Source organism: Paraburkholderia sp. BL9I2N2 (genome assembly GCF_004339745.1).
Taxonomy (GTDB): domain Bacteria; phylum Pseudomonadota; class Gammaproteobacteria; order Burkholderiales; family Burkholderiaceae; genus Paraburkholderia.
In genome coordinates this window covers 577785-591380 of record NZ_SMGP01000004.1, presented here as the reverse complement: position 1 = coordinate 591380, position 13596 = coordinate 577785, and the positions used below count along the sequence as shown (strand labels likewise).

Annotated in this window: 29 protein-coding genes; 8 read left to right on the top strand and 21 right to left on the bottom strand. The window is 57.8% G+C overall.

Going from position 1 to position 13596, the window contains the following annotated elements:
• The 21 genes from B0G74_RS39070 to B0G74_RS38985 form a co-directional block, all read right to left on the bottom strand.
• Positions 1 to 1710 carry a packaged DNA stabilization protein gene (locus B0G74_RS39070; protein ID WP_132382326.1) on the bottom strand — a complete coding sequence of 570 codons (1710 nt, stop codon included), beginning with the start codon at positions 1708 to 1710 and terminating at the stop codon, positions 1 to 3.
• On the bottom strand, positions 1711 to 1881 hold the full coding sequence (locus tag B0G74_RS46060; RefSeq protein ID WP_165924020.1) for a hypothetical protein: 171 nt from the start codon (positions 1879 to 1881) through the stop codon (positions 1711 to 1713).
• Between the two features lie 2 nt (positions 1882 to 1883).
• Positions 1884 to 2252, bottom strand: a complete 369-nt coding sequence (locus B0G74_RS39065; RefSeq protein WP_132382324.1) for a hypothetical protein — start codon at positions 2250 to 2252, stop codon at positions 1884 to 1886.
• Positions 2249 to 2479 carry a hypothetical protein gene (locus tag B0G74_RS39060; RefSeq protein ID WP_132382322.1) on the bottom strand — a complete coding sequence of 77 codons (231 nt, stop codon included), beginning with the start codon at positions 2477 to 2479 and terminating at the stop codon, positions 2249 to 2251. The genes B0G74_RS39065 and B0G74_RS39060 overlap by 4 nt, the downstream gene beginning before the upstream one ends.
• Before the next feature lie 8 nt (positions 2480 to 2487).
• Positions 2488 to 2700 carry a hypothetical protein gene (locus tag B0G74_RS39055; RefSeq protein ID WP_132382320.1) on the bottom strand — a complete coding sequence of 71 codons (213 nt, stop codon included), beginning with the start codon at positions 2698 to 2700 and terminating at the stop codon, positions 2488 to 2490.
• 1 nt (position 2701) lies between these two features.
• Positions 2702 to 3205 carry an HNH endonuclease gene (locus B0G74_RS39050; RefSeq protein ID WP_132382318.1) on the bottom strand — a complete coding sequence of 168 codons (504 nt, stop codon included), beginning with the start codon at positions 3203 to 3205 and terminating at the stop codon, positions 2702 to 2704.
• 2 nt (positions 3206 to 3207) lie between these two features.
• Complete coding sequence (locus tag B0G74_RS39045) at positions 3208 to 3729, bottom strand: hypothetical protein (protein WP_132382316.1); 522 nt, start codon at positions 3727 to 3729, stop codon at positions 3208 to 3210.
• On the bottom strand, positions 3726 to 3881 hold the full coding sequence (locus tag B0G74_RS46055; RefSeq protein WP_165924019.1) for a hypothetical protein: 156 nt from the start codon (positions 3879 to 3881) through the stop codon (positions 3726 to 3728). The genes B0G74_RS39045 and B0G74_RS46055 overlap by 4 nt, the downstream gene beginning before the upstream one ends.
• Entirely contained in the window at positions 3878 to 4360 is a 483-nt protein-coding gene (locus B0G74_RS39040; RefSeq protein ID WP_132382314.1) for a hypothetical protein, read from the bottom strand. The genes B0G74_RS46055 and B0G74_RS39040 overlap by 4 nt, the downstream gene beginning before the upstream one ends.
• 24 nt (positions 4361 to 4384) lie before the next feature.
• Positions 4385 to 4606 (bottom strand): hypothetical protein, encoded by a 222-nt coding sequence (locus tag B0G74_RS39035; protein WP_207915783.1) that lies wholly within the window; start codon positions 4604 to 4606, stop codon positions 4385 to 4387.
• Between the two features lie 43 nt (positions 4607 to 4649).
• Positions 4650 to 5027 carry a hypothetical protein gene (locus B0G74_RS39030; RefSeq protein WP_132382310.1) on the bottom strand — a complete coding sequence of 126 codons (378 nt, stop codon included), beginning with the start codon at positions 5025 to 5027 and terminating at the stop codon, positions 4650 to 4652.
• Positions 5024 to 5257 carry a hypothetical protein gene (locus B0G74_RS39025; RefSeq protein WP_132382308.1) on the bottom strand — a complete coding sequence of 78 codons (234 nt, stop codon included), beginning with the start codon at positions 5255 to 5257 and terminating at the stop codon, positions 5024 to 5026. Before B0G74_RS39025 ends, B0G74_RS39030 begins: the two co-directional genes overlap by 4 nt.
• Before the next feature lie 130 nt (positions 5258 to 5387).
• Entirely contained in the window at positions 5388 to 5654 is a 267-nt protein-coding gene (locus tag B0G74_RS39020) for a hypothetical protein (protein ID WP_132382306.1), read from the bottom strand.
• A 407-nt stretch (positions 5655 to 6061) separates the two neighbouring features.
• Positions 6062 to 6355 (bottom strand): VRR-NUC domain-containing protein, encoded by a 294-nt coding sequence (locus B0G74_RS39015; protein ID WP_132382304.1) that lies wholly within the window; start codon positions 6353 to 6355, stop codon positions 6062 to 6064.
• On the bottom strand, positions 6352 to 6525 hold the full coding sequence (locus tag B0G74_RS46050; protein WP_165924018.1) for a hypothetical protein: 174 nt from the start codon (positions 6523 to 6525) through the stop codon (positions 6352 to 6354). The genes B0G74_RS39015 and B0G74_RS46050 overlap by 4 nt, the downstream gene beginning before the upstream one ends.
• Complete coding sequence (locus B0G74_RS39010; protein WP_132382302.1) at positions 6522 to 6734, bottom strand: hypothetical protein; 213 nt, start codon at positions 6732 to 6734, stop codon at positions 6522 to 6524. The genes B0G74_RS46050 and B0G74_RS39010 overlap by 4 nt, the downstream gene beginning before the upstream one ends.
• Complete coding sequence (locus tag B0G74_RS39005) at positions 6731 to 7012, bottom strand: Ref family recombination enhancement nuclease (RefSeq protein ID WP_132382300.1); 282 nt, start codon at positions 7010 to 7012, stop codon at positions 6731 to 6733. The genes B0G74_RS39010 and B0G74_RS39005 overlap by 4 nt, the downstream gene beginning before the upstream one ends.
• Positions 7009 to 7926 carry a toprim domain-containing protein gene (locus B0G74_RS39000; protein ID WP_132382298.1) on the bottom strand — a complete coding sequence of 306 codons (918 nt, stop codon included), beginning with the start codon at positions 7924 to 7926 and terminating at the stop codon, positions 7009 to 7011. Before B0G74_RS39000 ends, B0G74_RS39005 begins: the two co-directional genes overlap by 4 nt.
• Positions 7916 to 9412, bottom strand: a complete 1497-nt coding sequence (locus B0G74_RS38995) for a DEAD/DEAH box helicase (RefSeq protein WP_132382296.1) — start codon at positions 9410 to 9412, stop codon at positions 7916 to 7918. The genes B0G74_RS39000 and B0G74_RS38995 overlap by 11 nt, the downstream gene beginning before the upstream one ends.
• Positions 9409 to 9921: a YdaU family protein gene (locus B0G74_RS38990; RefSeq protein ID WP_165924017.1), complete on the bottom strand. Its 513-nt coding sequence runs from the start codon at positions 9919 to 9921 to the stop codon at positions 9409 to 9411. Before B0G74_RS38990 ends, B0G74_RS38995 begins: the two co-directional genes overlap by 4 nt.
• Before the next feature lie 74 nt (positions 9922 to 9995).
• The gene (locus B0G74_RS38985) at positions 9996 to 10190 is read right to left on the bottom strand and encodes a hypothetical protein (RefSeq protein WP_132382293.1); all 195 of its coding nucleotides are present in this window, start codon (positions 10188 to 10190) and stop codon (positions 9996 to 9998) included.
• A gap of 556 nt (positions 10191 to 10746) precedes the next feature.
• On the opposite strand from B0G74_RS38985, the gene B0G74_RS38970 reads away from it, so the two are divergent.
• The 8 genes from B0G74_RS38970 (at position 10747) to B0G74_RS46045 (ending at position 13493) form a co-directional block, all read left to right on the top strand.
• Complete coding sequence (locus tag B0G74_RS38970) at positions 10747 to 11124, top strand: helix-turn-helix domain-containing protein (protein WP_132382288.1); 378 nt, start codon at positions 10747 to 10749, stop codon at positions 11122 to 11124.
• Positions 11125 to 11560: 436 nt separating this feature from the next.
• Entirely contained in the window at positions 11561 to 11764 is a 204-nt protein-coding gene (locus B0G74_RS38965; RefSeq protein WP_132382286.1) for a hypothetical protein, read from the top strand.
• A 433-nt stretch (positions 11765 to 12197) separates the two neighbouring features.
• A complete protein-coding gene (locus B0G74_RS38960) occupies positions 12198 to 12467 on the top strand; it encodes a hypothetical protein (protein ID WP_132382284.1) in 270 nt (89 codons plus the stop codon).
• A gap of 1 nt (position 12468) precedes the next feature.
• Positions 12469 to 12750: a hypothetical protein gene (locus B0G74_RS38955; RefSeq protein WP_132382282.1), complete on the top strand. Its 282-nt coding sequence runs from the start codon at positions 12469 to 12471 to the stop codon at positions 12748 to 12750.
• A gap of 1 nt (position 12751) precedes the next feature.
• Positions 12752 to 12940, top strand: coding sequence for a hypothetical protein (locus B0G74_RS38950; RefSeq protein ID WP_132382281.1), 189 nt, complete (start codon positions 12752 to 12754; stop codon positions 12938 to 12940).
• Complete coding sequence (locus tag B0G74_RS38945; RefSeq protein ID WP_132382279.1) at positions 12937 to 13119, top strand: hypothetical protein; 183 nt, start codon at positions 12937 to 12939, stop codon at positions 13117 to 13119. The genes B0G74_RS38950 and B0G74_RS38945 overlap by 4 nt, the downstream gene beginning before the upstream one ends.
• Position 13120: 1 nt before the next feature.
• The gene (locus tag B0G74_RS38940) at positions 13121 to 13318 is read left to right on the top strand and encodes a hypothetical protein (RefSeq protein ID WP_132382277.1); all 198 of its coding nucleotides are present in this window, start codon (positions 13121 to 13123) and stop codon (positions 13316 to 13318) included.
• Position 13319: 1 nt separating this feature from the next.
• A complete protein-coding gene (locus B0G74_RS46045) occupies positions 13320 to 13493 on the top strand; it encodes a hypothetical protein (RefSeq protein WP_165924016.1) in 174 nt (57 codons plus the stop codon).
• Positions 13494 to 13596: the final 103 nt, after the last annotated feature.

The following is a 13596-nucleotide window of genomic DNA, read 5'->3' as shown; positions in this document are numbered from 1 at the left end:
TCAGGTCGCCAATGGCTCAAGCTCGACCAGAAGGCCGAACCACGTGACATGGGCTGTCGTTACGTGCGCAATCCGTACCTGCATCCGGTCGCGCGCGAGCCCAGCCGGCAGCCACCGGATGCGCCGGTCATAGCCGCCGCGCGGCGCCGCAGAGGCAAAGCGTACTTGCGACCAGCGAATCCCATCCGACGAGTACTGCATGGCAATGCGCGACGTGTCACCCGCCTGGCCGGTGATGCACTTCAGTTCGACCGAGCGCAACCCGGCAGATGCGAGAGGTAGGAGCGCCATCGGACCAGTCACGCGGTGAAGCACCGGTTGGCCGTAATGACCTCCTGTCGTCGCGTCCAGATACCCAACGCGGTTATCCGCCAGGTCGCCGCACAGCCACTTGCCATCGAATCGCGTGAAGTTGCGCGCACGGTAGAAGTTCGAATCTTCCGGGCCGCTGTTCAGTTGCGTCCAGAACTTCAGTCCCACGCCGACAGTCGCGGTCGCATCGAATACAAGCGTTTTTGTCGGCAGGTGTACATACAGAAGCTCGGAATCCTCAAACGAGATCGCCTCAAGCGTGACCACAGCGACCTGATCGGCCGTCAGCTTCGATAGTTCGTAATCGACTGCGGCGGAACTAATCTTCGCTGGCGCATTGCCGTTCAGCGTCCACACACCATTCGGCATGTTCCGGCCGCCGCCAATCCATGCGAGCGTCTGATTGAAATAGCACATCGTCTGACGCGAGACACACCCAATATCGATGGTGTACGACTGCTGAACCGTGAACGGGAAATTGTTGCCGCCCGTGTTGGCCATCGTCTGCGTGGTGTTCTTGCCGAACACGTAAAGCTGGTTGTTCAGCTTGTATTGCGCGGTGATCCCGTCTGGATCGTATTCCGCGCTGCCGAAGTAGCCTGGAAAGAACGTCAGGTTAGTCAGCGAACTGCACCACACATCAACGCCGTCCGTGACCATCACGTAACCAGCGATGAATGTCGCGTCAACGATTGGCGTGATGCCGGCCGACTTGCTCATGTCGACCTGAATGAAGTTGCCGAGCGACGTCCACGTGAGATTGAACGTCGCACCTGTTCCGCCGCCGCTCGACAGCACCTGCGGGACCGGATTGGCCGGGATGAACTTCGTCAGCACCTGCGGCGCGGTAAGCACACTGATGCCGTTGATCACGCCACTGGCAACGCTCGTCACCTTCAGCGTCGCCTGCTGGCCTAGCGGGCCAATCGTGATCGTGTCATTGACTGCGTAGCCAGTGCCACCGCTCACCACCGCAGCGCCCGTCACATTGCTGTAGCCGGTCGGCGCGTAGTAGTAGAGCAGATTGTCGGAAACGATGATCAGGTTGTCAAAGCCGTAATCCAGACGACACTTCAGACCATCGTTAGCCACCGTCCCGAGCTTCGTCCGCGCGCCGCTCGTATCGTACGAGTAGACCGATGCGCCCTGCACGCGATACATCACGCCATTCCAGACGATGCCGCCACGGTCAGATTCGCCCGTTGCCGACGACGCTATCCATTGCGACAGGCCGCCGTGATCTGTCGGCGTGCCGGGCTTCTGGTCCGTCGATATCTGGCGCAGCTTCAGGTTTATGGCGAAGTCGCCCTGGATTGAGCCTTCGTCAGTCGTCACTGTCCCGCCTGACATCAAGGGAATCGGAAACGGCTGGACGTTGGCGAGCGGAACCTGGGCCACTTACTTTCCTTTCTTCGCGACTTTCTTGAGCGCCGGATTGGAGCGCTTGGCCGCCGGCGACGCCTTGCGCGCAGCACTGGCGAGGATCGCACCCGCGTTCTTCATCGGAATGCCCTCCTTGCTGGCGATTTTCGACTGTTCAGCAGCGAAACCGGGATGCTTCTTGGCCATGATCAGACTCCAGACTGAGGCGAATAGAACACTTCGACGCCCGACGTGTTCGCCGCGGCAAGCACGGTCGCGTCGTTGTCGGCAGGATTGAGCGTCACGGCGATCTGCAAGCCGTACTTGAGCGCGAGCGTTTCAACGCCCCAATCAATGCGCTGCGGCACGTTGGCCGGGATCTGGAACGTCATCGCCGGAACGTCAGTGCCGAGAACCGGCGCAGTGGCCTTGTCGAACACCTTCAGATAGCACGTGACCGACGCCCAGGCGCAGAAGCCATCGAGACCAGTCGGCACCGCAGCGAGCGAATTGACGTTTGTCGATGCGCCCGTTACCAGGTGAAAGCGCTTGAGCGAACTGATTGCTGTGACGTTCACGGTGCACCCCCAGCGACAGCCGAACCCGTACCGCCTGCGATCAGATCAGCCTGATTCGCCACTGCGGTGAACCAGTCCCGCACGGCTTTGGCCTGCACGACATTGTTCGTCGCCGCCAGTTGCGAGAGCGTGACCGAGATATCGCGCCGGATACCGAACGGATCGACGAACGACGGCGGCCCAGGAGGAAGCTCGGACCAGTGCGGATTCTTCTTTGTGGCGGGCATAACGCCTCCTAGAGGGCTACTTTGATTACGTTTCCTGCGGTTTTATCGATCCACAACTCGCCCGAACCAGCGACAGGCTGGACCGTTGGAAGCTGCGATAGGACTTGCAGAAGCAGATTGATCGACGTGCGCTGCGTCACGCCGCCCGATGTGACGTAGATCAGTACGGAGTCCGAAAGGTTCGGGGTATCGTCAAACGGAAGGTCGCCAATCGTCGCCATGTCAGCCTCCGTGGCAAGCGAATTCGCCGTGAAACATGGCGCGAATTACCCCGATAAACTGCGTGGCCGCATCCAAATCACGGAAATGGCCAAGCAACCGTTGTTTTCCGCGAACATTGATCTGTGCAGCCCACTTCTTCTGCTGCTTGCTCCAATGGACGCCCTTGATGCCCGATTTGTTGTTACTGAACAGGCGTCTGTTGCACATGTTTTCTTCGGGAATGGCAGGTCTGATATTGAGCCACCGGTTATCCCACTCAATGCGATTCTCGTGGTCAACTTGTTCAGTTGGCCACTCTCCAGTCATCCAGAAGATTGCTAGGCGATGTTCCAAATACAGCGTCTTGTTGATCGAGACACGGCGGTATTTCTTTCCTTCCGCCGTACCGTTGATCGAACCAGCACGAGATCCAGCACGACGATTTCCGCTGCTCTTTACCCAAGTGAACGCGCCTGTATCGGGGTCGTAATGGACGATCTCTTTAAGTTCGGATTGAGTCAGCACGATCACATCCCCGTAATGTCGTTATCACCGGACCACAACTCCATATCCGGCTCCATGTGCGAGTCAGGCCCGGCGTCAACGCGCGGCGGCCGCTGCGGGTAGAACTGGACTCCATCTGCCCATACTTGCACGCCGCTGCCCATTGGCATGTTGCTCGGTCGCTGGTACTGTGGGATGCGTTTGCCGAAGAACAGCAGGTTATCGCGCGCCAGCTTAAGCTCGGCCACCGTGACGCTCGACAGATTCTTGCCGATACTCGGAGCCGCGACAATCGCAGCAGACAGGATGATCAGGTTGACAAGGCCGGTCGGCACGTTGACTACCGTGGCCGGATTGTTGATTCCCGGCGTGTCCGCATACACCCAACCGCGCACACGCGCGCCCTTCGTCTCAAGCTCGGCGAGGTTGGCGTCCAGACGGTCACAGACGCGGGCCATTTCCTCGGGCGGAAAGTCATACACCATTCCGCTCAGACCGAGTTCGCCCAATCCATGCTCAACGAAGTAGGACTTCGGCGCTTTCACGATGCACCGAGTTTTTCTGCCGCGGCAAGCGCTGCGGTTACAACCGCCACAGCAGCCTCGACCGGGTTTAGACCTTGATTAATCGCAATCGTGGAAGCGGTGCGAGTCGCCTCATAGATTACTTGCTCATGCATTTGTTCGGTGAGCATCACGATTGAACTCCTTGCGCTTCAGGCGCCGGCTGCACCGGAACAATGGAACCGCCGCCGTCTGCCGTGGACATATGCGATTCAATAGTCTCGGTTCCCGTAACGAACCCGGCATGAGCTTCATGAATGATCCCATCAGCATTGGCATCAGTCGGATCAAGCTTCGCCTTCAGCTGTCGCGCTGCCTTGGTGCGGCCGTCCAGCTTCGTCTGCTCGGCCGCGATCTGCTCCTGAAGCTTCGCATTCTCCGCCTCCATCACGGCGAGTTCGTGCGCTTCGAGCGCTTCCGCTGCACTTTCATACCAGCCTTCGGCCACGTGCGCCGGAGCTTCAGCCGTCTCGACGACCTTCTGTCGCAGCTTGCCCCACACCGATTCACCCTCGGTCGTAGCAAGTGCGGACTTGAAAAGAGCCACTAACATCATGACGACCTCGAAATTGGTTAGGATTCCGGCGTATTTTACTGCATTCCCTAGACGCATCAATGACTTTCGGTTATATGGCGGTCATTTCCCCTCCGACTTCACGATCTTGATCTGCACAGCCGGAGCGCCGTCCTTCCCAGCAATCTCCATCGCCTGAACAGCCTTTCCGTAGCCACGGTCCAGCAATTCCTTTACGGCGCTGATCTTGGCTTGATCGCTCTCCGACGCCTGAGCAATCGATACAAGCGTCTGTATGGCCTCGGCTCCGAAAGACTGTGCCAAAGCCTTAATGTCTGCTGTCACCCTGTTCACGGACCCCTTGACGCGTCCACCGGTCTTATATCCCTTAGCCATACGCCACCTTTCTAACTGCGTCTAACTTAGATGGCTCGACCAGATGCTCTCCGAATCGAAGCGCAAGACGTGCGGCCACCACCTTTGATCCCAATCGAAGGCATTCCTTCTCGAACTCCGTAATGCGAGGTTTTCGCTTCTTCTGCACGGTGCCACCATTTCCGCCCGGATGAATATTAAGGAACGGCTTCAATTCGTCAATCCGTTGTCGTTCGAATTGGTAGGCGTCCTTCTCGGACTTGAATCTGGCGACTTCATGACCGTCCAGTTGAAACGCCTTTCGTTGGACCGCTAGACGACGACCGCTCCCCTTGCCGATATACATAACAGCGCCGGACTCGGAGACAAGCTCGTAGACGTAGAAATTCATACCTTTCTCGCCTCATGCACCACTTCCTCGTAGGCAATCTGCGACGCCGCCACAAGTTCACGCGCCTCAATCTGCGCCCTGTCCCTGTCGCCAGTGACGAGTGCCGCCTGTAGCCGGTCTACGCGCTTTCTGACCTCTTTGAGCCATGCGCCGCTGTTACATTCCGTCATGATTGGCATTGCGTAACCTCCCGTTCGTTCGATTTCGATGTCCATGCGGCTGTAGGTCATCGCGATCCAAGCACGCGTACGCAGTAGAACCACGAATGATCAGCGCGGCATTCGTTCCATAGCATCCGTTCGTAGGCAATCGATCCAATGACCAAAAGTGCCAGCGTCGATACCAGAAAGATTATTGGTTTCATGCGCCTCTCTCCAAATCGAGTTGCATCCACCGCTCCAGACTCGCCTGCGCCTGCTCATCCGTCATCATGGCGATGGCGATTTTCTCGAAGTAGGCGGACGCGCTGCGCCGATCGGCTGCCGATTCGCCGTGCTGGCGACCCTTGAAGAACGCCCACCGTGCCCAGTCATACGTAGGCCAGTACGCCCACTTGTCCGGCAGGCCGTGGATATCGCAGAACACCTTAAACTCGCGCTCGAAGCGATCCCATTGCTCGGGAGTCATGCGGGCGCGGGCGAGCGCTAATGATTTGGCAGGGTCACCGAAGCACATCCGAACCCCCGCCGTCGAGCAGTCTTCCAACAATCCACAGGCCCGCAGCGAGTGCGAGGACGATTAGGGTGGGGGTCATGCTGCCTCCTCAGGCGCGGCGCATTGCCGCTTTGTGACGCTTCACGCCTCGCGCCTTGCGTGCTGCTCGCTTGTCCATTGCTACGCAGCGACGGGACGGCGACGTCTTTCCGCTTCCCTTTCCATGCGATTCATATGAGCCGATCTGAGCAAGCGCCGCTTGCCGCTGGATAGCGCTGGTGAAAGCCATTGCGGCGGCGATCTGCGCCATCATCAATTTGGCTCGGGCGAATGCGTTTGTTTGCTGAAGCATGTAAATCTCCTAGGGTCAGTGCTGCTGTTTAGGTGTTCGCGGTGGCCGCTGCTATGGCCTGCTCGGGCGTCTCTACGACGTAAATCGGGCCGCTCCAACTGGCGTGGAACTCTTGCTGCGCCGGCGTGAGCTTGCGGTCGGATGCGGGCTTAGATGGGTCTTTCACTTCGATCAGGCAGATCCGCTTGGTTGGCCGGTACATGACAACCAGGTCAGGGAATCCGCCGCCGATTGTGTGCGTGGGCGTGACGAGGCAATCATTGGCACGTAGAGCGGCCACGATATCGACTTGATTGCCGTCGGCGCGTCGGGCGTATTTCATGGCCGCACCTCACGGAACTCGATCACAGACCAACCCTGCTTCGCGGCGTGCTTAGCTAGTTCTGGCGACTGGGTAATCGTCCATTCGAGCGCGCCCGTCGGCCAGATCATCCATAAGCGCGAAAGCTTCCGGCGCTTATCCTTCTTTCCCGCGCGCGTGCTTGAGATCATGCGGGCTCCTTGACAAGCTCATAGCCACCGTGCTTCCCGTTAAATCTGGTCACGCTTGCTTTTGTGATGGGACCGGCTTTTTCATGCGTATGAGGGTTCACGGAATGGATCACTGCTCGCTTGCCGTCTTCGAAAATGCTCACGATTTTCACGTAGCGGGAAAACCGCATATCGACTTCGCGCCATATCTGGCCCGGTTTAACGCTCATGATTGCGTCCTCGAAATTACCCACGACAGCAGTTCAAGCTCCGTGCACTTGAGTTGCCGGAGAATTGAGCGGTCCCCATGCACACCTCGGTCCCCGCGATGGCACGGCACACAAAGCGGCACGGCAAGCCAGTGCGGCGCACGCTGGGCCATTCCCTGCCCTTCGCGAATGTGGTGGATCTCGACCGGCGTATCTTCTTCGCCAACGCCGAGCAGCTGGCAGCATGCGCAGCCGAGGCGCGCGACTTTGCCGAGATAGGCGGATTCGGCGCGGGTCATGACAATTCCTCTTTCGCCACGTCTGCCCAGTCGCTGCCGACGCATGCTGGAATCTGAACGGCCACCGACACGCCCGCAAGCGACAGACGTTTGGCGAGCGCGTAAGCGGCATCCTGTCCGGTGTAGTTCGCGTCGTTGTCGGCGAAGATCACCACCTCGCGGACTTCTTTCGGCGGCTCCCATTGCTGCATCCCGTTCGCGGAGATCGCGGCCCACGTCGGCACGCCGAATAGCACCGAGGCCGCGAGCGCCGTTTCGATCCCTTCCGCGATACCGAGACGCGGCGAAACCGGCGCGAGACGGATAGCACCTGTTCTGATGGTTCCGGCCATTACCTTTTTGGCTTCGTCGACAGGAGCCTTCCCGCCATTGCCATCAAGCCATGTGCGGTGCATCGTCGAGGGCGAGCCGTAGGGCATCGTCACCACACCGAGCATTGCCGGGAACGATCGGGCGGCGTCATAGCGCAGGGACTGGTGATAGCGCAGCGCGAGCGGCACCGTCTTGATTCCGACACGACCCGCGAGGTAATTCCAGACCGGATCGCCCATTTCCACGACTCGAGATTCTTTCCACGCCTGGCGCAGCATCTGGCGCTTACGCTCGTCCGTGAATTCGTGATGCGGCGCATCCTGCCGGGACATTCCGAGAACGCGTTCGACCTCGCGCGCAGCCTGCGGAAATGCCCAGCCGTTGATTTTCTGCAACAGTGCGAAACCGTCTCCGGCGCCGCAGTGGCTGCAATACCAGGTTCCCCGGCCGCCCTTGTTGTCGAACCTGAAGCGGTCTTTGCCGGCCGCGCAGATGGGACAGGGTCCGTGTTTGCTGGAGAGGAATTCGGTTGCGATTCCGGACGACGCAAGGATCGACTCCCAGCGGCCGACGCATAGATCGCCGATGCGTTCACGCTGCATGTTTCATCCCCTTGGCGTAAGCGATGTTCCGGGACTGGACATAAGCTCTGGTTTCCTTCGACGGCTCGCACGCCAGCTTCTCCATCGCGTTCGGCCATACGCCGTATTTCTCGCGAAAGATGTTCGCGATCCGGCCGTCGGAATAGCCGCGCATTGCTTTCAGGCCCAGCAGTTCGGAGAAGAATTGCTGCTTTTCGGCTTGGGTCGCCTTGACCTTCTTCGCGGTGCGGTCCTGCTTGACGAGCTCGCCGTCGGCCATCTGCACGTCGTTCTGCTTCTCCGGCGCGAAACCGCAAGCCGGGCATTTGTGCGCCGTTTTCATGAACGCGCATTTCGCGCATGCCGTCGGCAGCTTTTCCTTCTTCTTCGCCTGAGCGGACTTCTTCGGCTTGCCGTCGTCGAGCTCAAGCGGCAGATCGTCCGTCGGAAAGCCCAGGTGCTTCACGGTGCCGGAATGGTCGAGGATCAGCGCGCGCGTCTTGCCTTCCGACGGGCGCAGCACACGGCCGGCCATTTGCAGGTAGCGGATCAGGCTTTTCGTCGGGCGCGCGAGGATCAGCGTTTGGCAGAACGGCGCATCCCATCCCTCAGCGAGCAATGCGGAATTGCTGATGATCGTCGTCTGCCCGTTCTCGAAGCGCTTGAGCGTCTCGCGGCGCGTGTCCGTGTCGTCGTAGCAGTCGATGTGCTCCGCCGTGACTCCGGCCGCCAGAAACTGCTCGACGATGTGCTTGCTGTGGGCGATGTTCGATGCGAAAACAACCGTCGGCGTGCCCTTGGCGAGCCGCATCCAGTGCGTGACGATATCGCCGATCAGTTCCGGCTTGTCGGTCGCTTCGCCAACGTCCATGTCGGAATAATCGAGTTCGCCAAACCGGTTTTTCACCTGCTTGAACCCGGTCATGTCCGGTTCGCCCGGCGCGTAGATGTCGCAATCGACAAGGAAGCCGTCGTCGATCAGTTCGCGAATGCTCGACGCGATCACCATGCGCTCGAACAGCGGGCCGCCCAGGTTGTCGTAGACCTTCCCAAGCCCTTTGGCGAACGGAGACGCCGAGAGGCCGATTACGGGCTTCCCCGCGAAGGTTTCGATGATGCCGCGGTAATCCTTCGATCCGGCCACGCCGTGCGCCTCGTCGATGATGATGAAATCCACGTCCGGAATGCCGCGCTTGGCGATGGTCTGGATCGAGCACACCAGCACGTTTTCGTATTCGCGCCGGCTGTTTTCGCCCTGGATCACGCCGTGGTCGATGCCGTACTTCCGAAACGTCCGTGACGCCTGCTCGACCAGCTGAATCCGGTTTGCGAGGAACGCCACGCGCTTCCCCTTGAGCCGGGCGCCTTTGACCAAGCCAACGGACAGCGCCGTTTTTCCGCATCCGGTCGGCCCGTAAAGCATCTGGCGAAGATAGCCTTCCCCCAAGCCAAGGCGAAGGGATTGGATTGCCGCGGCCTGGTACGGTCGCAGTTCGAGTTCGGTCATGCGATACCCCTTCGGATCGGCAAAGGCGCAAGTGAATCCATCCCTTGGCTGGGAGGGTTTAGGTTTACTGTCTGGCTATGGCTATGGTTACGTTGACCGATCGTCAAACGATCCGTACCACGATTCGTGCTCTGTTCGTCGTTCAGTTGTGCTAATTTCGTAGCAGCCTCGTGTGCGACTCGTTCACGTCTTTTTGCTTCTCGTGCTATCGCCGTCTGACGATTTACTTCGGCCTGCTTATCCGCTTTTGCGACTTCGGCATCGGCGCGACGATTGATAAAACCCTCGTTCGTCTCGACCCAAAACTGATTGATGACCGAATCGATGGCAAAGCGATCAAGGCCCGACTCAGCACGCAGAAGCCGGTAAAGCGCTTTACGGTCGAGTGGCAGTGGCTTTTCAGTCGCGTAGTAGACGTCCAGCATCAGACGAAAAGCACCGTGTTCGGTGACCGACAGGTGACCTGTGTCGCGTTGGTAGTCGCCGATATAGTGCTTGTAGAAATTCACACCGACCTCCAGCAGCCGACTGCGCACAGCGCAATGACGCCTATCATCCAACCCGCGCAGAACAGATCCATGACTTATCCCTCACTCGTCCCAGACTGGCCCTGTTTGGGCAGCATGCTGACGGCGTAGCTAATGCCGAAAGAAATCGCACGGACGCAATAAGCCAGGAAGTCAGGGGTCGAAACGCCCTGTTCCGATGCCTTCTGGTCTATGCCCTCAACTTCCCCCGCGGTCAGTTCGACCGTCACCTGCTTTTTTTCATCGCTCATGCGGCGTCTCTAATCGTCCCAAGTGGGGACCGATCGTCTGAATCGTCACTGACCACAAGTCGCTGGGCCGGCACTATTCCACACAACAGCATTTCAGCGAGGCGAGCGAGAGCTGCTGAGTCGCTGTCGATGAAGTTGAGTTGCTTGAAGTTTTGAAGACGCGTGTAGACCTCGTCGCGCAATCGTGTTTTGACTTCGTTTCGATACTCCGCACGCGGACGCATGGCTGTACCTCAGGGGTTAGTGAGTTGTTGTTGATTAGGCAGCGACTGGCTGAGCCGGCTTCAGATGGTCCAGGCCTTCGAAGGCCTTCGGATACGCCACACGAAGGAACTGAAGACGTGGCTTCGGGATTCCATCTGTGCGCCATTGATGAACCGAAGGAGGCTTGCACTCGCAGATTCTCGCGACGGCAGACGTTCCGCCCAGGCGGTCGATGACGGTGTTTGCAAATTGGTCCATTGCGGAACCTCAAGTGGTGACTTCCTTCTCATTTTAGGCCGCCCTAAACGATTACGCAAGGTGCACCTAAACAAAAATAAATTAGGCTCGACTAATGGAAACTTGGAACACACGCCTCGCGAAGGCGCTCGCAGAAAGCGAGTACAAACCTCACCAGCTCGCCCAGGCTCTAGGCGTCAAGACGCCTTCCGTATCAGCGTGGCTGGGCGCCGCTACGATCCAGCCGGCCAAGAACATCACTGGCGAGAACCTGCTGCGCGTTTGCAAATTGCTGAACATCCGGCCCGAATGGTTAATGTTCAAGGAAGGAGCTATGCGGCCGTCTTCAAGCAAATTGTCTGATGAAATGCTTGAAATTATTGAAAGACTAAAAGAAATTGACCGCATTCAGGGAAGTGAAAGAGAAGATGCCGTCTATTTCATCAATCGCTTACTGCGCAAGGAAGATAGGTCGCAGCAAAAGGCTGGATAATTACCCAAATAGCGGGTTTACCCTATTTGTTAAACGTTTGCGTAGGCGACACTATTGCCGAACGCACCAGATTGTTCATACCAACGGTGCGTAATCCCTACCTAAAGGAGTACGGGGGCATATGTGGGAACTCAAACCGGCTGTGACCAAGTCGTAACACCGATCGAGCGAGGTCGGATCATAAAAATCCAGCGTCAAAGAACACGGGAAAAACCGCTGCAAGAGGAAGCACCCGCGGTGCGACGCCTGATGCAGTGCGTGGAGATGCTTGCCGAGTTGGCAAGAGAAGTAGCGCGAAACCAGTAGAGCCAAAGGCCCGCCTTGCGCGGGCTTTTGTTCATCAACAAATTAAGGTCTGCCTAAAATAGTTCTTGACCTCTAGTTTAGGTCGGCCTAAGATTACCTCATCAACACGACACACCGACGAGGTAGCGAAATGGACCTGATCCGCATCCGCGCAAGCAAGCTCGACACAGCAGCCAAGGTCGCCCAGGGCATGGGCCTGATCATCGACCGCGTGTACGGCGACAAGGACAAGGCGTACGTGAACATCGGCGCGCGTCGCTGCGGCACGTTGGGCAATCACGAACCACGCTGGACCGATGAGCAGCGCGAAGAATTCCTGAACTGGCGGCTGTGAGGTGTGTGATGAAACTGCACAACGTAATCGTCCTACTCGCCAACGCGTACATGGAATTGACGTGCATCGATCCGTGGATGACTGAAAGCAAGCGCCATTGGGTCATCCGTCGCACTGTCGATTACCGCAACGTTTGCTGGGGCTGAAGATGGATTTCGCCAGTTGGCTCAAGCGTCCGTTTGCTCCGTACAGATCCAACACGGCCGAACTGGATGCATTGGAGGATCGCCTAGAAGACGTCGATAACATCCGGCTTTTTTATGGGCAGTTGCAATGCCGCTGCTGTTGTTGCGACGAATGGACCGAATCCCCCGTAGGCATTGATGAGCTTGAGCCGATAGAAACTTTTGACAAGCACTATTGCGGCGGATCGCCGCGCTGCTGCCCTTAAGGAGTCGTCATGTCCATCCCATCCCTCGTATCCGGCTCCCGCATGTTGCGCGATGCATCGTGGCTTTTTGATCGCGAACAGGAGCGCGCAGATAACGCCGCATTGGCCGCCTACGACCGGCGCGAAGAAATCGAGAAGGCTGTCGATTTCAGCGATCTGCTGGAAGAGTGCTGCGAATTCACTCTGGCCCAGCGCGAGTTGTTCATGACCGCTCTGGCTCACGGCAATAACTCGGACGTGCACGCCATTTACTGCCTGCTCGATCAGGCGAAAGAACAGATCGTTAAACGCCGGTTGGCGGGGGGAGTCTGAAATGAAAGTGATCGTCGAAGGTTTCATCATCGCAAAACAGGATGAATGGATGGAAGAGCCGGAATTTATCTTCCGAGAATATGACTCGTCGAAGTATTCGAGCGATCCGCAAGTAATGGTTAAGCCGCACACCATTGAATTCGAAATACCCGATGGGTTCGACATACGGCCTGGTTTGGTTGAGTCGCTTGAGCAAGAGAAGCAAAAACTGATGGCGGCAGTTCAATCTCGCATCACGGAGATCAACGCGAAGATCCAGTCCCTTCTCGCGATTGAGGCGTGACATGAGCGAGATCAAAGACGTTGGCGCTGGCGCATTGCCACCGGCGAAGGTGAATGTCCCGTGCGACGAGTTCGAGAACGCTATACGCGCTATTGGAGTGGTTGCTGCATGCGAGTACTTCGGTTACGGCGCCAATAGCGAATTCACCAAGACGACGATCGATTATCTCCGTGCCCGAGGTCAATCGTGATGACGACCATGCATAGAAGAAGGCAATGGCGCGACCGCCGCCCGGTCACGATGGAAGAACTGCACATGAGCAACCAATATGTCGCAGTCCTCTGCGTGCTGGCCGGGATCGGTACGGCGCTCGTTCTTCTGCTGCTGATCTTTGGGCAATCGTTCGCGAACCTGTTTTTTGGAGGCTAACTTGAAACGTTACACATTCACAGCGAATGCATCCAGCGTCTATGGATCGCAGACCTATTACGTTGACGCCGAGACAGAAGAAGAAGCTCGTATAGCTGTCGAGAATGGCGATGGAGTGTTCGTTTGCGAAGAACTCGAAGTTCAGGATCTCGACAAATTTGAGCTTGATAGCGTTGAAGAAGTCCCCGAGGAGAAGTGACATGTTTGACGCATACGAACAGCAACGAAAAGAAAAACTGCGCGAATGGTCCGAGTACGTCGATTCGATCGAGGACCGCATCGCCCAGGCGAAGGAACAGTTGGGTGATCGGTATTTGCTGGCGCCGGCGAACCGAGTGCAGCGCCGCGTGACGCCGTACGGGAGCATCCGGTGAAGCGCGCCGCTCAATGGTTCAACGCCAGGCCGCTCATCGCGATGCTTCTTGGCTCTGCGGTCGCGTTCTGGATCGAGCTGGTTATTCGGGGCGCGACGTAATG

Bases quoted from the DNA above. Each gene is read 5' to 3' on its own strand.
- B0G74_RS46060 (WP_165924020.1), bottom strand. From the start codon at position 1,881: ATGGCCAAGAAGCATCCCGGTTTCGCTGCTGAACAGTCGAAAATCGCC.
- B0G74_RS39060 (WP_132382322.1), bottom strand. From the start codon at position 2,479: ATGCCCGCCACAAAGAAGAATCCGCACTGGTCCGAGCTTCCTCCTGGG.
- B0G74_RS39055 (WP_132382320.1), bottom strand. From the start codon at position 2,700: ATGGCGACGATTGGCGACCTTCCGTTTGACGATACCCCGAACCTTTCG.
- B0G74_RS39040 (WP_132382314.1), bottom strand. From the start codon at position 4,360: ATGCGTCTAGGGAATGCAGTAAAATACGCCGGAATCCTAACCAATTTC.
- B0G74_RS39030 (WP_132382310.1), bottom strand. From the start codon at position 5,027: ATGAATTTCTACGTCTACGAGCTTGTCTCCGAGTCCGGCGCTGTTATG.
- B0G74_RS39025 (WP_132382308.1), bottom strand. From the start codon at position 5,257: ATGACCTACAGCCGCATGGACATCGAAATCGAACGAACGGGAGGTTAC.
- B0G74_RS39020 (WP_132382306.1), bottom strand. From the start codon at position 5,654: ATGACTCCCGAGCAATGGGATCGCTTCGAGCGCGAGTTTAAGGTGTTC.
- B0G74_RS39015 (WP_132382304.1), bottom strand. From the start codon at position 6,355: ATGAAATACGCCCGACGCGCCGACGGCAATCAAGTCGATATCGTGGCC.
- B0G74_RS46050 (WP_165924018.1), bottom strand. From the start codon at position 6,525: ATGATCTCAAGCACGCGCGCGGGAAAGAAGGATAAGCGCCGGAAGCTT.
- B0G74_RS39010 (WP_132382302.1), bottom strand. From the start codon at position 6,734: ATGAGCGTTAAACCGGGCCAGATATGGCGCGAAGTCGATATGCGGTTT.
- B0G74_RS39005 (WP_132382300.1), bottom strand. From the start codon at position 7,012: ATGACCCGCGCCGAATCCGCCTATCTCGGCAAAGTCGCGCGCCTCGGC.
- B0G74_RS39000 (WP_132382298.1), bottom strand. From the start codon at position 7,926: ATGCAGCGTGAACGCATCGGCGATCTATGCGTCGGCCGCTGGGAGTCG.
- B0G74_RS38995 (WP_132382296.1), bottom strand. From the start codon at position 9,412: ATGACCGAACTCGAACTGCGACCGTACCAGGCCGCGGCAATCCAATCC.
- B0G74_RS38985 (WP_132382293.1), bottom strand. From the start codon at position 10,190: ATGAGCGATGAAAAAAAGCAGGTGACGGTCGAACTGACCGCGGGGGAA.
- B0G74_RS38970 (WP_132382288.1), top strand. From the start codon at position 10,747: ATGGAAACTTGGAACACACGCCTCGCGAAGGCGCTCGCAGAAAGCGAG.
- B0G74_RS38965 (WP_132382286.1), top strand. From the start codon at position 11,561: ATGGACCTGATCCGCATCCGCGCAAGCAAGCTCGACACAGCAGCCAAG.
- B0G74_RS38960 (WP_132382284.1), top strand. From the start codon at position 12,198: ATGTTGCGCGATGCATCGTGGCTTTTTGATCGCGAACAGGAGCGCGCA.
- B0G74_RS38955 (WP_132382282.1), top strand. From the start codon at position 12,469: ATGAAAGTGATCGTCGAAGGTTTCATCATCGCAAAACAGGATGAATGG.
- B0G74_RS38950 (WP_132382281.1), top strand. From the start codon at position 12,752: ATGAGCGAGATCAAAGACGTTGGCGCTGGCGCATTGCCACCGGCGAAG.
- B0G74_RS46045 (WP_165924016.1), top strand. From the start codon at position 13,320: ATGTTTGACGCATACGAACAGCAACGAAAAGAAAAACTGCGCGAATGG.